This window comes from Mesorhizobium sp. M1348 (assembly GCF_040317925.1).
GTDB lineage: Bacteria > Pseudomonadota > Alphaproteobacteria > Rhizobiales > Rhizobiaceae > Mesorhizobium.
Genome location: NZ_JAMYLH010000024.1, coordinates 40,272 through 58,078, shown reverse-complemented (window position 1 = coordinate 58,078; position 17,807 = coordinate 40,272). Strand labels below are relative to the sequence as shown.

The 17,807-nt window shown below is 62.4% G+C and carries 19 protein-coding genes; 16 read left to right on the top strand and 3 right to left on the bottom strand.

Annotated features, from left to right (window positions below):
- The first annotated feature begins 100 nt into the window (after positions 1-100).
- Both NKH13_RS27625 and sbmA read left to right on the top strand, forming a co-directional pair.
- Positions 101-1,255 (top strand): YbfB/YjiJ family MFS transporter, encoded by a 1,155-nt coding sequence (locus NKH13_RS27625; RefSeq protein ID WP_352720655.1) that lies wholly within the window; start codon positions 101-103, stop codon positions 1,253-1,255.
- Between the two features lie 116 nt (positions 1,256-1,371).
- Positions 1,372-2,649: a peptide antibiotic transporter SbmA gene (gene sbmA, locus NKH13_RS27620; RefSeq protein WP_352720653.1), complete on the top strand. Its 1,278-nt coding sequence runs from the start codon at positions 1,372-1,374 to the stop codon at positions 2,647-2,649.
- A 27-nt stretch (positions 2,650-2,676) separates the two neighbouring features.
- Here the strand turns inward: sbmA and NKH13_RS27615 are convergent, their stop codons facing one another.
- On the bottom strand, positions 2,677-3,669 hold the full coding sequence (locus NKH13_RS27615; protein WP_352720701.1) for a polysaccharide deacetylase family protein: 993 nt from the start codon (positions 3,667-3,669) through the stop codon (positions 2,677-2,679).
- Positions 3,670-3,873: 204 nt separating this feature from the next.
- On the opposite strand from NKH13_RS27615, the gene NKH13_RS27610 reads away from it, so the two are divergent.
- Together NKH13_RS27610 and der are read left to right on the top strand one after the other, a co-directional pair.
- Positions 3,874-4,539 (top strand): tetratricopeptide repeat protein, encoded by a 666-nt coding sequence (locus NKH13_RS27610; RefSeq protein ID WP_023674063.1) that lies wholly within the window; start codon positions 3,874-3,876, stop codon positions 4,537-4,539.
- 6 nt (positions 4,540-4,545) lie between these two features.
- Positions 4,546-5,979 (top strand): ribosome biogenesis GTPase Der, encoded by a 1,434-nt coding sequence (gene der, locus NKH13_RS27605; RefSeq protein ID WP_352720650.1) that lies wholly within the window; start codon positions 4,546-4,548, stop codon positions 5,977-5,979.
- Positions 5,980-6,227: 248 nt separating this feature from the next.
- On the opposite strand, the gene NKH13_RS27600 is transcribed toward der, so the two are convergent.
- Entirely contained in the window at positions 6,228-6,983 is a 756-nt protein-coding gene (locus NKH13_RS27600; protein ID WP_352720648.1) for an SDR family NAD(P)-dependent oxidoreductase, read from the bottom strand.
- 188 nt (positions 6,984-7,171) lie between these two features.
- On the opposite strand from NKH13_RS27600, the gene NKH13_RS27595 reads away from it, so the two are divergent.
- The 6 genes from NKH13_RS27595 to NKH13_RS27570 all read left to right on the top strand — a co-directional run bounded on the left by NKH13_RS27595 (position 7,172) and on the right by NKH13_RS27570 (position 11,274).
- Positions 7,172-7,744: a L,D-transpeptidase gene (locus NKH13_RS27595; RefSeq protein WP_292659955.1), complete on the top strand. Its 573-nt coding sequence runs from the start codon at positions 7,172-7,174 to the stop codon at positions 7,742-7,744.
- A 199-nt stretch (positions 7,745-7,943) separates the two neighbouring features.
- Complete coding sequence (locus NKH13_RS27590) at positions 7,944-8,078, top strand: ABC transporter (protein ID WP_292659957.1); 135 nt, start codon at positions 7,944-7,946, stop codon at positions 8,076-8,078.
- 148 nt (positions 8,079-8,226) lie between these two features.
- Positions 8,227-8,799, top strand: coding sequence for a hypothetical protein (locus NKH13_RS27585; protein WP_352720699.1), 573 nt, complete (start codon positions 8,227-8,229; stop codon positions 8,797-8,799).
- A gap of 202 nt (positions 8,800-9,001) precedes the next feature.
- Complete coding sequence (locus NKH13_RS27580) at positions 9,002-9,589, top strand: protein-S-isoprenylcysteine O-methyltransferase (protein ID WP_352720697.1); 588 nt, start codon at positions 9,002-9,004, stop codon at positions 9,587-9,589.
- 18 nt (positions 9,590-9,607) lie between these two features.
- Positions 9,608-10,387 (top strand): hypothetical protein, encoded by a 780-nt coding sequence (locus NKH13_RS27575; RefSeq protein ID WP_352720645.1) that lies wholly within the window; start codon positions 9,608-9,610, stop codon positions 10,385-10,387.
- Entirely contained in the window at positions 10,384-11,274 is an 891-nt protein-coding gene (locus tag NKH13_RS27570; RefSeq protein WP_352915800.1) for an SDR family NAD(P)-dependent oxidoreductase, read from the top strand. The genes NKH13_RS27575 and NKH13_RS27570 overlap by 4 nt, the downstream gene beginning before the upstream one ends.
- A 451-nt stretch (positions 11,275-11,725) precedes the next feature.
- Here NKH13_RS27570 and NKH13_RS27565 read toward each other — a convergent pair whose 3' ends face one another.
- Positions 11,726-12,643, bottom strand: a complete 918-nt coding sequence (locus NKH13_RS27565; protein ID WP_352915797.1) for a LysR substrate-binding domain-containing protein — start codon at positions 12,641-12,643, stop codon at positions 11,726-11,728.
- A 120-nt stretch (positions 12,644-12,763) separates the two neighbouring features.
- Between NKH13_RS27565 and NKH13_RS27560 the strand changes: the two genes are divergently transcribed.
- From NKH13_RS27560 to NKH13_RS27535, 6 genes are all read left to right on the top strand, one after another.
- Positions 12,764-14,083, top strand: a complete 1,320-nt coding sequence (locus NKH13_RS27560; protein WP_352720639.1) for an MFS transporter — start codon at positions 12,764-12,766, stop codon at positions 14,081-14,083.
- Between the two features lie 107 nt (positions 14,084-14,190).
- Positions 14,191-15,375 (top strand): cell wall hydrolase, encoded by a 1,185-nt coding sequence (locus tag NKH13_RS27555; protein WP_352720637.1) that lies wholly within the window; start codon positions 14,191-14,193, stop codon positions 15,373-15,375.
- A 255-nt stretch (positions 15,376-15,630) separates the two neighbouring features.
- The gene (locus tag NKH13_RS27550; protein WP_352720635.1) at positions 15,631-16,029 is read left to right on the top strand and encodes an AtpZ/AtpI family protein; all 399 of its coding nucleotides are present in this window, start codon (positions 15,631-15,633) and stop codon (positions 16,027-16,029) included.
- 70 nt (positions 16,030-16,099) lie between these two features.
- The gene (locus tag NKH13_RS27545; protein ID WP_352469059.1) at positions 16,100-16,858 is read left to right on the top strand and encodes a F0F1 ATP synthase subunit A; all 759 of its coding nucleotides are present in this window, start codon (positions 16,100-16,102) and stop codon (positions 16,856-16,858) included.
- Positions 16,859-16,925: 67 nt separating this feature from the next.
- Positions 16,926-17,150 (top strand): F0F1 ATP synthase subunit C, encoded by a 225-nt coding sequence (locus NKH13_RS27540; RefSeq protein WP_006206606.1) that lies wholly within the window; start codon positions 16,926-16,928, stop codon positions 17,148-17,150.
- A gap of 81 nt (positions 17,151-17,231) precedes the next feature.
- Positions 17,232-17,807 (top strand): F0F1 ATP synthase subunit B, encoded by a 576-nt coding sequence (locus NKH13_RS27535; protein WP_352720631.1) that lies wholly within the window; start codon positions 17,232-17,234, stop codon positions 17,805-17,807.

Below are 17,807 nucleotides of genomic sequence, written 5' to 3'. Positions count from 1 at the left end.
GGCACTTTAGGTGAGCCGGCCGCCGACGTGGCTGCGCAGCCCTTCTGGCCCAATAAAAGGCGGATTGTCTCACCGGCAGGCGCACCTATGGTGCGCCGCGATGAACATCGCTTCGCCTTTGCGCCTGGCAATCGCCGGCATGATTGCCCTGGCTGTCGCCATGGGCATCGGCCGCTTCGTCTATACGCCGATCCTGCCCGGCATGATGGAAGAGCTCGGCCTGTCGCCGGCCGATGCCGGCTGGATCGCATCGGCCAATTATCTCGGCTACCTCGTTGGCGCGCTTGCCGCCACCGGCGGCTGGGCGCAAGGCCGCGAGCGCCAGCTGATGCTGGCCGGCCTTGCCGCCACCGCGATCCTCACCGGCCTGATGGGCCTGACCGGCACCATGCCCGCCTTCCTCCTCATCCGCTTTCTTGCCGGCCTCGCCAGCGCCTTCGTGCTGGTCTTCATGACCAGCATCGTTTTCGGCCACCTCGCCGCGGCCGGGCGAAACGACCTGCAGGCGCTGTATTTCGGCGGTGTCGGCCTCGGCATCGCGGCGTCCTCGGCGCTGTTGGCAGTCCTCGTCACCGAACATGCCGGCTGGGCTGCGGGCTGGCTGTGGTCCGCGGTAATTTCAGCCTGCGGCTTTGCCGCCGTTGCCTTGCTGGCCGGCGGCACCTCGGCCGCGAACAGCACCACCGGGAGCGAGCCGGCACTGCCGAAAGACCGGTCGCTGGTGAAGATCATCGTCGCCTACGGCCTGTTCGGCTTCGGCTACATCGTCACGGCAACGTTCCTGGTCGCGATCGTCCGTCAGGGCGGCGGCGGCCGCGTCTTCGAGGCTGTGGTCTGGATGGTCACCGGACTTGCCGGTTTTCCTTCGGTCTGGCTGTGGCAGAAGCTCGCGGCTAAAATCGGGCTCTATGCCACCTACGCCCTGGGGTGCCTGGTCGAGGTGGTCGGCGTCAGCGCCAGTGTCGTCATGGGCGCGCGCACCGGGCCGCTGCTCGGTGGCCTTCTCGGCGGCGGCACCTTCATCGCCATCACCGCGCTTGGTCTGCAGGCCGGCAGGCAGCTTGCCCCGCAAGCACCACGCCGGATGCTGGCGGTGATGACGGCCGCCTTCGGCCTCGGCCAGATCATCGGCCCGATCGTCGCCGGGCTGCTCGCGCAGGCCTCGGGTAACTTTTTCCTTGCCTCGATCGTGGCCGCAGCCGTGCTGCTGGCCTCGGGTGCGATCGCCTGGTCGGCTGCGCCAAAATCGCCATGATTATGGTCTTGCTCGACGACCGGCATTGGGTAGCGGGCATTTTCTTTCCCACTAATGTGTGACTTTATGCGCGTTGAACCCCGCTGATTTGCGCATCGACCGAGGATTTCCCCACAGTGTTTATATCCTTCTTCCCGCAGCCGAAGCTCTTCTTCTCTTCGGTAGCCGTCTGGAGCCTTGCCGCTATCCTGTTCTGGTTTTTCGGTGGCGAACAGCTGGGCGCTGTGTTCGGCTTGCCGCCGGCTGCGGCTGATGCACCGCCCATTATCGGTATCGCCGTACTCTGGTCGAACCCGTTTCTGTGGTTCTATCTCTATTTCGCTTTTTGCGTTGCCGTCTTCTATGCATTCTGGAGCTGGTATGCGCCGCATCCGTGGCAAAACTGGTCGATATTGATCAGCGCGGTCATCCTGTTCCTCATCTATTTCAATGTACAGGTCAGTGTCGCGGTCAACGCCTGGTATGGGCCTTTCTTCGACTATATCCAGGGATTGATGTCGGGGACCATTAAATCCACCGACGCAGAGTTTTATGCCGGATTGGCCAGCTTTTCATGGCTCGCGCTGATAGGAATGAATGTGCAGGTCGTCAATGCCTTCATCGTGAGCCACTGGATATTCCGCTGGCGCACCGCGATGAACAATTACTTCGTGGAGAACTGGAGCAGGCTCCGCCACATCGAGGGCGCCTCACAACGTATTCAGGAGGATACGATGCGGTTCTCGCAGATCATGGAAGATCTGGGTTCCAGCTTTGTCCAGTCGATCATGACCTTGATCGCATTCCTGCCGGTGATGATTCAACTGCAGAGCCATATCAGCGAACTGCCAATCGTCGGTGCGATTCCGCAGCCACTGGTCGTTGCCGCGCTTGCCTGGTGCCTGTTCGGAACGATTTCGGTTATGGTTGCGGGTTTGAAGTTGCCTGGGCTGCAATTTCGCAATCAACGTGTCGAGGCTGCTTATCGCAAGGAGCTCGTCTACGGCGAGGATCATGCGGACAGGGCTCAGCCTGCAACCACTGCCGAGCTGTTTTCCAAGGTCCGTCAAAACTATTTCCGGCTGTATTTTCATTATATCTATTTCAATGTGGTGCGTTACACCTACCTGCAGGCCGACAATATCTTCGCCATGCTGATCCTTGGGCCATCCTTCGTGGCTCACAGGATAACTTTCGGACCCTTCCAGCAGATTTCCAACGCCTTCGGCCGAGTAACAGGGTCGCTCCAGTTCCTGCTCACATCCTGGTCGACCATCGTTGAATTGCAGTCGGTGCACAAACGCCTACGCGCCTTCGAGGCGACGCTGGAAGGGGAACCGCTGCCTGAAATCGACCAGCGCTATCTGGAGCGTGAGCAAGCCGGCCTGCGCCCCGAGGATCAGCCGGTAAGCTAAAGAGTAGCGGGCGGCGAGCGCTTCCGCTCAGCCGCCCACCGCTGCCTGCCGTTCGCCTCGCCGCGAAACATAATCGCGAAAGCTGATACACTCGACTTGTTTCATCACGCAGACCTCGCCGGCAAAGCGTTCCAGCGCGTTCCAGTAGGCGCCGTCGTTCATCAGGGTGAAATGAAAGCCGAGCTGCAGCGGGATACGCTTGCCCCGGTATTGCGCATCGAAGGCGGCGCGGAATGCGGCGTAGGTCCGCTCGGCGAATTCGGCCGCCATGCTCGGCCGCTCGAAGCCGCCGGAATGCCTGACATAGAGATTGTAATCCATGGCGATCACCCGCCTTGAGCTCGGCCCTTCCGGAATCTGCGGCAGCGAAAAGCGCGTGACGCCGTTGACGGTCGGCGGCTCGACCGGCCCACGCGAGACGCCGCTTGCGTCGAGTAGGAAGCCGGCCGCGGGCAGCGCCTCGTAGAGCGCCTTGTTTGCCGACAGATAAGGCGCGCGAAACCCGACCACCGATTTGCGGGCGAAATCGCGCCAGCCCTTCGGTTCAGGAGCAATGCCGTTGATCGAATAGGCGTTTTCGAGAATATGCCTGAATGAGCCGAACTCGCTCAGCCAGTCGGCTTTGCTCCAGTCCTTGCCGTCGAAATGGCCGCAGCCATGGCTGCCGATATCGTGGCCTTCGGAGGCGGCGAGGTCGATCTGCTCGAGCCGGTCGGCGACTTCCTGTCTGGAGGCGGCAAAGCCGATATTCGATTTGCCTTCTGTCTTGCCCGGCGCGGTGTATTCCTTGCGTGTCTCGGGCGACAGCAGGAACACGCAGGAGACGAAATAGGTGAAATGCGCACCGGTGCGCTGGGCCAGCGCCCGGCTGCGCTGCCACTGCGAAATGTCCCGGGCACTGTCGAACGAGATGATGATGATCTGCTTCGGTTTTGCCGGCGCCGCCGGCGGGTCGGCAAAAGCCGCGCCGGTTGCAAGCGCGGCAATCGAAAACGCAACAACGCGGGACAAACGGGGCAAAGGCATCTGACCGGATCAAGGAATGTAGAAGCACCGCCTACCGGTGAAATATGGCACGGATACGATCGACCCGTGCGGCCGCCTTTGGCGGCGACTGCCTCGTGAATAGGCGATTTTCCTGCCGAACCCCTTCCATGCCGGCAAAATTTCGCTAAAACGCGGGCTCATCAACCGCCCCGGCCGGGGCATGAATGGTTTTGATCCATGTCGGACGACAGTTTTATCCGCGAAGTCAACGAAGAGATTCGTCGCGACCAGGCGCATGCGCTGTGGGACCGTTTCGGTCCCGCCTTGCTCGTGCTGGCCGTGCTGGTGGTGCTTGGCACTGCTGCTGTCGTCGGCTACCGCTATTGGGACGAGACCCGCGCCAACCGCTCGGGCGATGCTTTTTCGCAGGCGCTCAAGCTCGCCAATGACGGCAAGAACGACGAGGCGCTTGCCGCTCTGGAGGCGTTGGAGAAGGACGGCTACGGCGCCTATCCGCTGCTCGCCCGCATGCGTGCGGCAACCGTCAAGGCGGACAAGGGCGACGTCGACGCCGCCGTCAAGGATTTCGACGAGGTCGCCGCCGACACCAAGATCCCCTCCGGTATTCGCGACATGGCTCGTCTCAGGGCAGCGCTGCTTCTGGTCGACCACGGCTCTTTCGCCGATGTCTCCAGCCGCGTCGAGGCGCTCACCGCCGACACCAACACACTGCGCCATACGGCGCGCGAAGCGCTTGGCCTTGCTGCCTGGAAGGAAGGCAAGGCGGCGGATGCATTGAAGCTGTTCGACCAGATCGCCGCCGATGACGGCGCCCCGCGCAACACGCGCGAGCGGGCGACTTTGATGTCGGAGCTGATCCGCGGCTCGGGCGGTGTATCGTAACAACGGATGACCTTCAAAGTCGCCATCATCGGCCGGCCTAACGTCGGCAAATCGACCCTTTTCAACCGGCTGGTGGGAAGGAAGCTGGCGCTTGTCGACGATACGCCGGGCGTCACCCGCGATCGTCGCGTCCATGCCGCCAAGCTCTACGATCTGCATTTCGACGTCATCGATACCGCCGGCTTCGAGGATGCGGCGGCCTCGACGCTGCCCGGCCGCATGCGCGCCCAGACCGAGATCGCCATCCGCGAGGCCGACCTGATCTTTTTCACAATCGATGCCAAGTCCGGGCTGATGCCCGACGACAAGACCTTCGCCGAGATCGTGCGCAAGTCCGGCAAGCCAGTTGTCGTCGTCGCCAACAAGGCCGAGGCGCGGGGCGCCCAGGGCGGCATGCTGGAGGCCTGGGAGCTCGGCCTTGGCGAGCCGATCCCGGTCTCGGCCGAACACGGCCAGGGCCTGCCTGATTTGCGCGACGCCGTGATCGCGGCACTTGGCGAGGCGCGCGCCTTCGGCGAGGACGAAGAGGCCGGCGAGGAGGAGGTCGCCGCCAGCGAGGTGCTGATCGGCGAGGACATCACCGACCCGGACGCCGAGCCGAGCTATGACGACACCAAGCCGATGCGCATCGCCGTCGTCGGCCGCCCCAATGCCGGCAAGTCGACGCTGATCAACGCGCTGATCGGCGAGGAGCGGCTGTTGACCGGCCCCGAGGCCGGCATCACCCGCGATTCCATCTCGGTCGACTGGGACTGGCATGGCCGCCGGTTGAAACTGTTCGACACCGCCGGCATGCGCCGTAAGGCCAGGATCCACGAAAAGCTGGAAGTGATGTCGGTGCAGGATGGCTTGCGCGCCATCCGCTTTGCCGAGATCGTCATCATCGTGCTCGACGCCACCATTCCCTTCGAGAAGCAGGATCTGCAGATCGCCGACCTGATCATCCGCGAGGGCCGTGCCCCGGTGATCGCCTTCAACAAATGGGACCTTGTTGATCATCCCCAGGAGTTGCTGGCCGAACTGCGCGAAAAAACCGAGCGGCTTCTTCCGCAGGCGCGCGGCATGCAGGCGGTGCCGGTCTCAGCCGAGACCGGGCGCGGTCTCGACAAGCTGATGGATGCGGTGATCAGGACGCATCGCGTTTGGAACAGTCGTGTCTCGACCGGCAAGCTCAACCGCTGGCTGGAAGGCATCCTGGCACATCATCCGCCGCCCGCCGTCGCCGGGCGTCGGCTGAAGATCAAATATGTCACGCAAGCCAAGACGCGGCCGCCGGGCTTCGTCGTCTCCTGCTCACGCCCCGATGCGATGCCGCAATCCTACGTCCGCTATCTCTCGAACAGCCTGCGCGAGGCTTTCGACATGCCCGGCGTGCCGATCCGCATCGCCTTGCGCACCTCGGACAATCCTTTTGCCAGCAGGGCGAAGAAGCGCCACTGACCGCCACGTCTTCTGGGCGCCCGCATCAGGTACGCTCCGCCGGCCGCTCGCGGGCAGCGCCTGCACATTTTCGGGCAGGCGATTCCACCGCCACCTGCAGCAGGATGTCGGCAAGTCGCGCCGCCACCGGGTCTGGCTCGGCCTCCCTTGCGACGCGGGAACAGCGCCATCTCAGGCAGTGTGGGCAGTCCGGCGATCTGCGTCATTGCCCTGACAATAGCCAGCACGAGTGGGGACAGCCACTGCACCTAATGGGCGGTGTAAGCTCCGTCCACCAGATGGTAGCTCCCAGTGATAAAGCTGGCCTGGTCGGACAAGAGGAAGCACACAAGAGCCGCTACTTCTTCCGGTTTCCCGCGCCTGCCCATCGGCTGCAGGCCTGCCATGCGCCGGGTGGCTAATGCCTCCATTTGCTCCGATAAAAGAGGCGTTTCGATCAAGCCGGGGCCGACTACATTGATCCGGATGCCCATCCTCGCATATTCGATCGCCGCAACTTTGGTTAGTCCAACGACTCCGTGTTTCGCTGCCGTGTATGCGGACGCAGTTGGCAAGCCGACGGAACCGAGAACGGAGGACATGTTCACGATGGCGCCTCCGCCTCGATCCAGCATGGCGGCGATTTCGTACTTCATGCTGTAGAAAACGCCATTAAGATTGACGTTTATCAGCTTGTGCCAGTTGTCGAGCGGATAGTCTGCTGTTGCTTTTCGAACGCCGTCGATACCTGCATTGTTTACCGCCATATCCAGTCCGCCGCATTTCTGGACAGTGAACTCGATCAGCTTTTCCACGGCTGCCGCATCCGTGACATCTACCGCAAAGTCGTAGGCCCGGCCTCCTTGCGAGCTTATTTCGGCGGCTTTGCAGTGCGCGGCCTCGGCATCAAGGTCGGCGACAACAACCTCGGCTCCTTCTTGCGCGAGTTGCCGTGAAACAGCCGCCCCTATTCCGGAGCCTGCGCCGGTCACAATCGCGACTTTACCGTGGAAGTCAGGCTTCATCGTCTCTGTCCTATGCCCATTTGACATAACCGAACAGAGGCAGACGGTTATCGCAAGAAGTTTCGCTCCAATTCGCTTGTTAATCCTGTGAATTCATTTTTGCCACCACACAGCGAGACTTGGCCCGCAGGCCTTGGAATGGTAGAGACGAGGGCGGCGGTAGATGACCAGTTTCCTAGCAGGTACAAATGGAAGAACACCACATTGCGCGCCGGGGGCTCGTGCTGGGTAGTCTGGCTCTGATGATCTCCGGATGCACGTCGATTTCATCCGCGTTCGGACCAAGGCGTGGCCTGAATCCTCGTTACCGACGGCAGCATGTGCGGTACGACGGAAACGAGCCGGCCGGAACGATCGTCGTCGATACTTCGCAACGTTTTCTCTATGCCGTCGAGACGGACGGGTGGGCGACGCGCTACGGCGTTGGCGTCGGCGAGCAGGGACTTTCGTTCAAGGGTACAGCGACCGTCGGCCGCAAGGCGGACTGGCCGTCGTGGACACCCACCGCCAGCATGATGCAGCGCAAGCCGCGCCTGGTGCAGTATGCAGGGGGGGTCCCTGGCGGACCAAACAACCCGCTTGGTGCGCGTGCCCTTTATCTCTATCGCGACGGGCGCGACACCCACTTCCGGATACATGGTACAAACGAGCCATGGACGATAGGCACAGCGGTATCGAACGGGTGCATCCGTATGATAAATGACGACGTCATTGACCTCTACGACCGTACTCCTTTGGGCACGACGGTGGTGGTTGTTTGATGGTGGGCAGGCCTGATCTCCGTTGGACGGTGAACCCTGCCAGCACGTCACCGCAAAGGTGCCGCCGACAACCGGGTGCCAACTGTGTCATTTCTGCACTAGGCGTTGGTGTAGATCGCAGCTAACTTCGTGGGGCTGCATATCGTTTTATTTGTGGCGATTCTATAGGCTATTCCGCCCCCGGGGAAAGGATTGCTTGATGAGCAGGATATTGATTGCAATGGTTGCTGTGCTCGCCGTTGCCAGCCTGAGCGGCTGCGCGAACGACTGGATCGGCAAAGGAAAGGGTAAAGCTCCGGCGCCCGCTCCGGTAGAGCAACCAGTGATTAAGTAAGGACCGGCTTGTATGGGGAAGGGGTGCCAAGCCCTTCCCCATACATACGCAGCCGGGGCTTTGGCCGGCTTCATAGCCTAGGGCGCGGTTGGCGGGCATAGGCCGTTATTAAGTCTGTGCTTTGTGAAGTTCGGGAATGGACGCGGCGATGACGCTTGTAAATAGCCGTCTCTTGCTTGTGGCGTTGGTGGCCCTCCCGGCAGCGGCATGTCAGACGAAAGACCTGCCGCCCCAGCCGAATTTCATATCTTATGCCGATGGCGGAGCTGCGCCTCAAAAAAACGACGAGCGGTACTTCATCGAGTTCCGCTCCCGCTACGCCCTAAGCTACGGCCACACCTACGCAGTTTTTGGGCGCGTGGACCGGGCCGGGAGAATGATCGATCCCCAAGTCGCGGGCCTTCACCCGGCTTCGAACAGTGCGGTTCCCTATGTTCTGGGCCATGTCGTGCCGGTGCCAGCCGAAACCGGGTGGAGCGACGGTGATCTGGAAGAACCATACAGATCCGCAAGCTGGCAAATCATACTGACCCGGGCCGAATACGACAAAGTCGTTGCCTACATCCGCAAGCTGCAGGCGAGTTCGCATGTCTGGCAGGCGACGGTCTTGAACTGCAACGGGTTCGTGGCGAACATCGCTCATTCCATGGGATATAAGACTCCCGCCATTCAGCTCCGGCCGCAACAATTCATAACCGAGCTTCGGGAGATGAATACATAACCAAGATTCGAGGGATGAATGGGGACCGAATGCGATCGGTACTGCCCCTCCTGCTTTCGCGTCTGCGGACTAACTCGGAGAGGATCGCTGCGCCTGAAGGTCGGCCGGTGACGAAATCGAGGGCGATGGGTGAAGTGGCCATACCCAGGGGCAGCTGCTACAGTCGCGATCGCAGAAAGGGCGCTGGTGACCTGAAGTGAGCATTGCGGCAGCCTCACTTGGCGAGGTCATTTGGGTGATCGGCATCGTTGCTTGGTACGTGATCCGGTATCCCTTCGAGCGCCGGGCAAGGCGCGTGCGAATTGTAACTGGCTACCGCTCACGTTCAGAGATCGTCGGGCTTGCATCTGCTCTGTTTGGCCTCGCAATCCTGCCTGCCTTCTATGTTGTCACCGGCATGCCCGCAGCGGCTGACCACCCGGCCAGCGCGTGGGCCGTGGCTCTCGGCACAATCATCTTCTGCTCCGCGCTATGGGTTTTTCGCAGGTCCCACAAGGAACTTGGCCGGAACTGGTCGATTACGCTGGAGATCCGCGAACGGCATGAACTCATCTGCGCCGGACCATACGCCTTGGTCCGCCACCCGATGTATACCTCGTTCCTGCTCATGGGCCTCGGCCAGGTCTTTCTGCTGCCGAACTGGATTGCGGGCATATCGGGTTTGATTGGGTTCGCAGTCCTTTTCCTGCTGAGAGTGGACAAGGAAGAGCGTATGATGCTGGAGAATTTCGGCCCGCAATACCGTGCCTATATGGAAAAGACCAAGCGAATACTCCCTTATCTTTATTAGAGATTAGAGGTACGTTTGATGCGAGGCCGAGCCCTCAAGCTTTCCGCGCCCCGGCGCCTTGTTGGCGACCTGATGAGGTTTTCGATCGGCGTGCCACGGGTCGCGGTACAGCGTCAGATGAACCTCGGCCCCCTCGTAACGGCTCGAATGGGGCAGCAGACCAGGCCCTCGTGGACCGCGATCTTCCTGAAAGGATATGCGCTTCTCGCCCTAGAGATGCCGGAACTGCGGCGCGCCTATGTCAAGTTGCCCTGGCCGCAGCTTTACGAGTATCCGGCAAGCGTAGCCTCGATTGCCCACGAGCGCGAATATGATGGCGAGCCGGCGGTTCTGCTGAGCTGCATCAAGCGCCCGGAGCGCTACTCCATCACGGAACTTGAGGGATCCATCCACGCGGCTCGATCACGGCCGATCCTGGAGGTCCCGGAGTTCCGGCGTGCCTTGCGGATGGCAGGTGCGCCCGCGCCAGTCAGGTGGCTGCTTATGTGGCTAGGGTTGAACATCGCCCGGCAAAGGGCAAATTACTTCGGTACCTTCCAACTGTCCGTCTATTCTGGTCTCGGTGCCGAATCACTCAACCCGCTGACACCATTGACCACGCTTCTCAACTACGGTCCGATCGGCAAAGACGGATCGGTGAATGTCCGCATCCACTACGATCACCGGGTCATGGATGGAGCGAACGTTGCACGAGCACTGGAGAGATTCGAAAAGATCCTGAACGGCATTGTCGCCGATGAAGTGATGCTGCTCGATCCAAGTGTTGCCGCTCCTGCAGGACAGAGGAACGCGACATGATTTCGCACTGTGAATTCCGGCCCGCCGTCGTCGTGATTGGCGGCTCGGGTGGAATTGGCCGGGCAATTGCGAGCGTCGCTGCACGGGAGCGCGGTGCGGTTGTGCTGGTTGCCCGCTCGCCCGAGGGTTTGGCCGCTGCGGCGTCTGAGGTTCGGGAGAGGGGTGGCGAGGCATTCACGCTCGAGTTGGATCTCGTGGCAGGCGATGCGCCAACGCGCCTGGAGGGCTTCCTGTCCGCACACGGCCTGGTCTGTGATGTCCTGGTCAACAGCGCCGGCTATGGCCTGCGGGGCGCGACGACGGCGCTGCCTATTGATAGTCAACTCGGCATCATCGATCTCAACATACATTCCCTCACAGAACTGACCCTCCATTTTCTGCCGGGGATGGTGGCGCGCCGACGGGGCGGGGTGCTCAATCTCAGTTCCGTGGCCGGGTTCGTTCCCGGGCCTTATATGGCTCTGTACTTCGCTAGCAAAGCTTTCGTGCGCTTCTTCTCAGAGGCGCTTCACCAGGAATTGCGCCGAACCGGTGTGACGGTCACATGCGTTGCACCAGGCCCGGTGTCGACGGAGTTTCTCGCAAGGTCAGGCGCCAATCAGACGGTGCTCTTCAACATCTTGCCCAAGGTGGATCCGGAGTATGTGGCCGAACGGGCGTGGCGAGGGTTCAAATCCGGTCGTCGCCTCGTCGTACCGGGAATCTCGGCCAAGTTGGCTGCCCTTGCAGCGGCGCTCCTGCCTTCCGCAGCGCTGCTGCCCCTGGTCGGCCGGCTGCAACGCGGCGGCAATGATCAATGTCCTTGCGGTTCAGGTATGAAGTTCAAGAAATGCTGCGGTACCCGCCAGATTCAGCTACGCCGGGGCCCTCGGGGAATTATCCCCTGACCGGGACCAGCACGCCACCGAAAAAGCTCGTTGAAGCAAGAGACCGCTCGCCGATGACTGGCGTTAAGCATGTTGGTAGCATAGAGGCGAGGCTTTCGACATGCCCGGCGTGCCGATCCGCATCGCCTTGCGCACCTCGGACAACCCGTTCGCCGGCAAGGCGAAGAAGCGCCGTTAGATCATCATTCGCGGAACCTTGCGAGACGTCGGCGGGACAGCGCCCCCCTCTGCCCTGCCGGGCATCTCCCCCACTTGGGGGAGATTGGCCGTCCCCTCCGCTTTAGCCAATCTCCAACGCCGAAAGACGGGTGGGACGGCGAAGCTGCTAATCTCCCCCCTCGTGGGGGAGATGTCCGGCAGGACAGAGGGGGGCGCGAGGGATCGCCAGCATTACTGCTTCTTCGACCGACTAAGTCATAGAGCGCCCTGCGGCCCTTTCGGCTCGTCTGCGCTAGGCCGCTTTCCTCAGACCATCCGCGTCGCCACTTCCTGGCAACGCTTCCAGCGCCGCCTGCAGCAGGATGTCGCCAAGCCGCGCCGCTACCGGGTCGGGCTCGGCCTCCTTGCGGTGCAGGAACAGCGCCATCTTGGGCAAGGCGGGCAGCCCGGCGATCTCCGGCGTCATCGCCCTGACCGTGGCCGGCAGGCCGATATCGGTGCGGATCGTCAGTCCGAGCCCCGCGGCGACGGCTGCCCAGATGCCGCCAAGGCTCGGGCTGGAGAAGGCCATCCGCCATGCCAGGCCGGCACGGTCCAGCGTTTCGGTCGCCACACTGCGCAGCAGGCACGGCGCCTCGAGCGCCACCAGCGGTAACGGCTCGCCTTCGCGCAGGCTGGTCTCGATCTGTTTTGCCGGGCCGATCCAGCGCATCTGGACGTCGGCGACATGCCGGCTGTAAGGCAGCGTCGCGCCATTGTGCCAGGCAAGCGCGATATCGAGGTTGCCCGAAATGATCCGTTCGGCGAGCTCATGGCTGCGTGCGATCCTGGCTTCGATCTTGACCTTGGGATGGGCGCGGGCGAAGCGCCCGAGCACCTCGGGCAGCACCGCCTCGCCGAAATCCTCCTGTAGCCCAAGCCGCACCCAACCCTCCAGCTCGACATCGTGGATGGCGGAGGCGGCCTCGTCATTGAGCTCGATCAGCCGCCGCGCATAGCCGAGCATGGTCTCGCCCGCGTCCGTCAGCGCCAGGCCGCGCCCCGATTTGCGGAAGATCGGCGTCGCCGCCTGCTCCTCCAGCTTCCTCAGTTGCGCACTGATTGCCGAGGTCGAGCGGCCGAGCCGGTCGGCTGCCTTGGCGAAGCTGCCCAGCTCCATGCCGGTGACGAAGCTGCGCAGGACGTCGAGATCGAATGTCACGCGTCGCATGGCAATAGTCCTGATATTTGGGACATTTCGTACAAAATTTCCTGATATTCAGTACGAAGCTATGGCGGTAGAGACAGCGCGTCAAGACCGAACGCAACCAGCCCATGCAGGAGCTGAACCATGTCCGCTGTCGCCACAGGACCAGATTGCAAACCGCTTCGCCCAGGCGCCGTTGCCGCCCCGTCGGAAGCGGCGGCGCTTCGAGCCAATCATCGCTGGAAGGTGCTGGGCATCGGCGTCGCCGCCAACACCTGCTTTTCCGCGACCTTCTCCGGCATTCCGGCGACGGCGGTGTTCCTGCGCTCGGGCTATCATCTCTCCAATGGCGAACTCGGCCTGGCGCTTGGCCTTCTCGGCCTGGGCGTGGCGCTGAGCGAATTGCCGTGGGGGCTGCTGACCGATCGCTGGGGCGACCGCCGCGTGCTGCTGACCGGGCTTGGCGCAACCGCGGTTTGGCTGCTTGTCATGGCCGCGCTGGTGGTGCCGTCACCGGCCCATATTCCCGGCGTCGCGCTTCTCGCCGCTGCCCTGCTGGTCACCGGATTGCTCGGCGGCAGCGTCAACGGCTCCAGCGGCCGCGCCATCATGGCCTGGTTCGGCGAAGGCGAGCGCGGCTTTGCCATGAGCATCAGGCAGACGGCGGTGCCGCTTGGCGGCGGGCTTGGCGCGCTCGTGCTGCCATCGCTCGCTTCAGCCCATGGCTTCACGGCGGTCTTCGGACTTCTGGCGGCTGCATCCGCCGTCTCGACCTCGCTCGCCTGGCGCTGGCTGCATCAGCCGCCGGCGCATGACGGCGCGCATTCGAGCAGCACGGCATTGCCGGCCGGCCCGGCGCCGCTGCGCAACCCGGCCGTCTGGCGCATCGCAACAGCCATCGGCCTGCTATGCTTTCCGCAGGTGGCGGTGCTCACCTTTGCTTCCGTCTTCCTGCATGATTTCGCCGGCATGGGCACAGCCGTGATCAGCGCCAGCCTGGCTGCCGTGCAGGTCGGCGCCATGGTCATGCGCGTCTGGAGCGGTCGCTACACCGACCGTCATGGCAATCGCCGGCCGTTCCTGCGTCTGTGCAGCATGCTGAGCGTGGTCGCCTTCACCGTGCTTGCCGCGCTCGTCTTGTTGGCGGCCCAATTCTTGTCAGGCCAAGTGCCGATGCTTTCGCTGGCGATCGTTGCGGTGCTGGTCGTGGCCGGCATCTGCGTCTCCTCCTGGCACGGCGTCGCCTACACCGAGCTTGCGACGCTGGCCGGCGCGAGCCAGGCCGGAACGGCGCTCGGCCTCGCCAACAGTCTGGTCTTCATTGCCTTCTTCCTGGTGCCGATCGCCATTCCCGGGCTTCTCGTGCTCGGCTCGTGGGCAGGCGTCTGGCTGGGTGCGGCTATTTGCGCGCTGATCGCCTGGCCGATCTTTCTTCCGTCAACGGATAGCCGCAAAAGCGCCTGACTTCGACACGAGATGGGAAAACAACGTTCTAAGCTGTTAACGCCCCATCAAGGTTAATGCATCATTGTAGCTCTCCAGTGGGGTCCGTCGCGTTTCTGGAGAGTTCCGTGCATCGACGTGTTTTGACGCGGCTTGTCGCCGCCGCCGGTGAGAAAAAGCGTTCCTTCCTGTCTCCGTTTATTATTGGTCTTGGCATCTGGGTCGGCTTTCCGACGGTCGTTGCCTATCAGGACATGACCAGCCTGGTCTCCGGCCTGGAGGCGCCGAGCGTCCGCTGGAACGCCTATGTCGAGAAATCCGTCGCCGGCTCCGTTCACGCCGCCGAAATGCCCTTCCTCGATTCCAGCAGCACCGGCTCGCTGTCCGGCTCCGGTGTCCAACTGCCCGGCATCGGCACCGTTTCGTTTCGCGGCAAGGGCGGCAGCGCCGGCACGACGCCGGACGAGGAACGCATCATGCGCGCCGACAAGAAGGGCCGCATCATCCAGGTCTCGCCCGTTTCGCCGCCGAAGAACTTCAACGCCGGCTCGATCTTCGAGCGCACCTCTTCGCTGCTCCGCCCAAGCATGGACAGCGGGCTGAGGATGGCCTTCGCCAAGCCCGAGATCAAAGGCAAGGAAATCCAGATCGCCGCCGCCTTCCACACGCGCGTCGACAAGAAGCCGGATCCCGGCGTGCCGGCGATGCTTGCCGCGCTGGTCAACAACGATCATCCCGACGTGCTGGCAACCGCCTATGCCTCGTCGGCTCCCGATTACGCACAGGCGTCGCCTTTCGAGGCCTTGCTGCAGGACGAGGACCCGAACGATGGCCGCTTCATTCCGCCGCTGAGCAAGGGCGATCATTCTTGGATGCAGACGCCGCTGCCGGCGAGCGTCTTTTCCAAACCGGAGCAGGCCTGTCTCGCCAACGGCATCTATTTCGAGGCGCGCGGCGAATCCGTGCGTGGCCAGGCCGCCGTCGCCCAGGTCATCCTCAACCGCGTCCGCAACCCGGCCTATCCGAACTCGATCTGCGGCGTGGTCTACCAGAACGACAATTGGTTCAACCGCTGCCAGTTTTCCTTCGCCTGCGACGGCAGGAAGAAGCGCATCGACAACCCCGCCGCCTACCAGACCGCCCAGGATGTCGCCATGGCCGTCACAGCCGGCAAGATCTTCATTCCGGAAGTCGGCTCGTCGACGCATTATTACGCCAACTACGTCCATCCGGGCTGGGCGAGGACGATGAAGAAAATGACCAGGATCGGCCTGCACATCTTCTACCGCACCTATGGCGGCGGCTGGAGCTGAGTGCTCAGGCAGCCCTTGCATCTTTCGCGGGAGAGCGGCCGATCGAAGACGCATCGCCGCGGGGATTCGGCCACAGCCCGTCGGGGACGGCGTCGGGCACGATGTCGCACCCAGGCAAGCGGCTGATTTATAACGAAAAAATACTTGAGCTTGAACGTCCGCCCGTGGCTTGACGGGCGCGGACCCTCTAACTATGTTGCCGGCGACTTTAAGAAGCGGACGGACGGTGACGGTCTGACCGGGCAGGGGGGTTGCGTGGCCGACAAGAATGGGCCAGACGGAACCGGAAAAACCGGCCGCGGCAAGCAGCATGAAGCCGACATCCGCGACGACGATCTTGAGCGCCGCCGGCGCGACCTTGAAGCATCGCTTGCGACAAGGCGGCCGGATCGGCTCGAGGGGAAAGACGACGCGAAAGCGGGCAGTGTGGCCGGGTACGGCCAGGCGCTCAAGCTGTCCAGCGAGTTCATCGCCGGGATAGTGGTCGGTGCGGCTCTCGGCTGGTTTATCGATCGCGTGGCGGGGACATCGCCATGGGGTCTGATAGTCGGGCTGCTGCTGGGTTTTGGCGCCGGCGTGCTAAATGTCCTGCGTTCAGCCGGGCTTGTGTCGGATTTCGGAACGGGCGACAAACCGCGCGATCCGAAAGAATGAATTGAGGCGCCGCATGCCGGCGCATTGAACAGGATACTGAAGCCGTCTGCGGCTTTGATGGGGATTTAAAGTGGCTGCTGACAAGGTCGATCCGATTCACCAGTTCCAGATCCATCCGATCATTCCGATTCACATCGGCGGCTACGACCTGTCTTTTACCAATTCGGCTCTGTTCATGCTTGCAACAGTTGCTGTCGCAGCGGCGTTTCTCTACCTCAGCACGTCGAGCCGCAGCCTCGTCCCGGGCCGCCTTCAGTCGGTCTCGGAAATGGCCTATGAATTTGTCGGCAATATGCTGAGGGACGCCGCGGGCACGCAAGGCATGAAGTTCTTCCCCTTCGTGTTCTCGCTGTTCATGTTCGTGCTTGTCGCTAACCTGCTTGGCCTGTTCCCGTATTTCTTCACCATCACCAGCCACATCATCGTCACCTTCGGCCTCGCTGCGCTGGTGATCGGAACGGTCGTCGTCTACGGCTTCACCAAGCACGGCCTTGGCTTCCTGAAGCTGTTCGTCCCGCATGGCGTGCCGATCTACCTGCTGCCGCTGGTGGTGCTTATCGAGGTGATTTCCTTCGTCTCGCGTCCGGTCAGCCTCTCGGTTCGCCTGTTCGCCAACATGCTCGCCGGTCACATCACGCTGAAAGTGTTCTCGGGCTTTGTCGTCAGCCTGAGCGCGCTCGGCGCGGTCGGCGTGGCGGGCTCGGTTCTGCCGCTGGCGATGGCCGTGGCGCTGACGGCGCTGGAGCTGCTGGTCGCGTTCCTGCAGGCCTACGTCTTTGCCGTGCTGACCTGCATGTATCTCAACGACGCCCTGCATCCCGGGCACTGACAAGGTTTCCGGCATTGCCGCCGGATCGATTTTGCAACGGAATTTTAGATCCAAAGGAGTTGAACAAATGGACGCAGAAGCAGCAAAGTACATCGGCGCCGGCATCGCATGCCTCGGCATGGGCGGCGCGGGCATCGGCCTCGGCAACATTTTCGGCAGCTATCTGGCGGGCGCGCTGCGCAACCCGTCGGCCGCCGACGGCCAGTTCGGCCGCCTGATTTTCGGCTTCGCCGTGACCGAAGCGCTGGGTATTTTCTCGCTTCTCATCGCGCTTCTCGCCCTGTTCGGCTGAATACTTGTTCGGCTGAACATTGGGAAGAATTGAACAGGCCGGCCGCGATCTTGCGGCGGGCCTGAATTTCGGGGATAGTCCATGTTCGTGACATCTGCCTTTGCGCAAGAGTCCGCGCCCGCCGTCGAAGGCGGCAGCGCCGCCACCGGCGTGCCTGCCGAGGCGCACGGCACGTTCCCGCCATTCAATCCGGCGACGTACCCGTCACAGCTGCTGTGGCTGGCAATCACTTTCGGGCTGTTCTACCTCTTCTTGAAACGGGTAGTGATGCCGCGCGTCGGCGGCATCATCGACGTTCGCAACGACCGCATCACGCAGGATCTCGATCATGCTGCCCGGCTGAAAAGCGAGGCCGATGCCGCCGTTGCCGCCTATGAGCAGGAATTGGCGGAAGCCAAGGGCAAGGCCAATGCGATCGGCCAGCAAGCCAACGATGCGGCCAAGGCGGAAGCCGAAGCTGCCCGCAAGACGATCGAGGCAGCGCTTGACCAGAAGCTTGGCGAGGCCGAGGCGCGTATTTCTTCCATCAAGGCCAATGCCATGAAGGAAGTCGGCACCATCGCCGAGGACACCGCTTCGGCCATCGTCGAGGCGCTTGTCGGCGGCAAGGCCAGCAAGGCCGAAATCGCGGCCGCCGTCAAATCCGTGGCCGGGTGA

Excerpts from the sequence above, each read along its gene's own strand:
- NKH13_RS27625 (WP_352720655.1), top strand. The coding sequence starts at position 101 with ATGAACATCGCTTCGCCTTTGCGCCTGGCAATCGCCGGCATGATTGCC.
- NKH13_RS27610 (WP_023674063.1), top strand. The coding sequence starts at position 3,874 with ATGTCGGACGACAGTTTTATCCGCGAAGTCAACGAAGAGATTCGTCGC.
- der (WP_352720650.1), top strand. The coding sequence starts at position 4,546 with ATGACCTTCAAAGTCGCCATCATCGGCCGGCCTAACGTCGGCAAATCG.
- NKH13_RS27600 (WP_352720648.1), bottom strand. The coding sequence starts at position 6,983 with ATGAAGCCTGACTTCCACGGTAAAGTCGCGATTGTGACCGGCGCAGGC.
- NKH13_RS27595 (WP_292659955.1), top strand. The coding sequence starts at position 7,172 with ATGGAAGAACACCACATTGCGCGCCGGGGGCTCGTGCTGGGTAGTCTG.
- NKH13_RS27590 (WP_292659957.1), top strand. The coding sequence starts at position 7,944 with ATGAGCAGGATATTGATTGCAATGGTTGCTGTGCTCGCCGTTGCCAGC.
- NKH13_RS27585 (WP_352720699.1), top strand. The coding sequence starts at position 8,227 with ATGACGCTTGTAAATAGCCGTCTCTTGCTTGTGGCGTTGGTGGCCCTC.
- NKH13_RS27575 (WP_352720645.1), top strand. The coding sequence starts at position 9,608 with ATGCGAGGCCGAGCCCTCAAGCTTTCCGCGCCCCGGCGCCTTGTTGGC.
- NKH13_RS27570 (WP_352915800.1), top strand. The coding sequence starts at position 10,384 with ATGATTTCGCACTGTGAATTCCGGCCCGCCGTCGTCGTGATTGGCGGC.
- NKH13_RS27565 (WP_352915797.1), bottom strand. The coding sequence starts at position 12,643 with ATGCGACGCGTGACATTCGATCTCGACGTCCTGCGCAGCTTCGTCACC.
- NKH13_RS27560 (WP_352720639.1), top strand. The coding sequence starts at position 12,764 with ATGTCCGCTGTCGCCACAGGACCAGATTGCAAACCGCTTCGCCCAGGC.
- NKH13_RS27540 (WP_006206606.1), top strand. The coding sequence starts at position 16,926 with ATGGACGCAGAAGCAGCAAAGTACATCGGCGCCGGCATCGCATGCCTC.
- NKH13_RS27535 (WP_352720631.1), top strand. The coding sequence starts at position 17,232 with ATGTTCGTGACATCTGCCTTTGCGCAAGAGTCCGCGCCCGCCGTCGAA.